At 25.1% G+C, this 869-nt stretch carries 2 protein-coding genes; both read left to right on the forward strand.

Annotated elements, in window-relative coordinates:
* A partial coding sequence (locus ACYVDA_RS20740; protein ID WP_460820439.1) for a cupredoxin domain-containing protein occupies positions 1-261 on the forward strand: 261 nt, incomplete at its 5' end.
* Between the two features lie 164 nt (positions 262-425).
* The coding region (locus ACYVDA_RS20745) for a hypothetical protein (RefSeq protein ID WP_460820440.1) at positions 426-869 on the forward strand (444 nt) is incomplete at its 3' end.

Raw genomic sequence — 869 nt, forward strand, 5'->3', positions numbered from 1 at the left:
GTAGTAGTTCCAGTAGGAACTCATATCCGATTTATTGTTACTGGAGCAGATGTAATTCATTCATTTGCAGTTCCTTCTCTAGGACTAAAAATTGATGCAATCCCTGGTCGATTAAATCAAACTTCAGTTCTAGTAGAACGAGAAGGAGTTTACTATGGACAATGTTCAGAAATTTGTGGTGTTCACCACGGGTTTATGCCTATTGCTGTAGAAGCTGTTTCTCTTGAGAAATATCTAGCTTGGTTAAACGAGCAAGAATAAATTCTAAATTAATCTAATAATATACTTATTTAATCATATTCACCCCACTCTTTCTCTTCCCTATCTAATTAAAGGAATTATATATATTATTGTAATTAACTTTAATACACATTTCATTCTATCTTATAAGTAATAATAACAAAAAGGATTAATATCATTTTATAATGATCAGAAAATTTAGACTTATTCCAACAAAAACTTCTCTATTTAATTGCGGGGTTTATAATGGAATCCTAAATTATATTATTAAAACTTTTAAATTATCTAAATTTAATGGTTGCTACCTAATTAAATTATTTAATTTAAAGATTAAATTTATTTTAGTATTACCTACTCTTTTTTGTAGTTTTAATCTTTTAATGCTAGATGTTGATTTATTCTCAATTTATAGTTCAAGTAGATTATTTGAAGATATTATTAAAGATTTAAATACTATCGAAAATACTATTAAAGATTTAAATATTATTGAAGATGCTATTAAAGATTTAAATACTATCGAAGATAATGTTAAGTCTTTAATTTTATATAAAGATTATTGGTTGAATTGGAGAACTCCTTCTCGAGAATATATCTACAGTAATTTTAATAATTTAGAATTAGATCAAATT

Source organism: Nocardioides korecus, assembly GCF_054778395.1.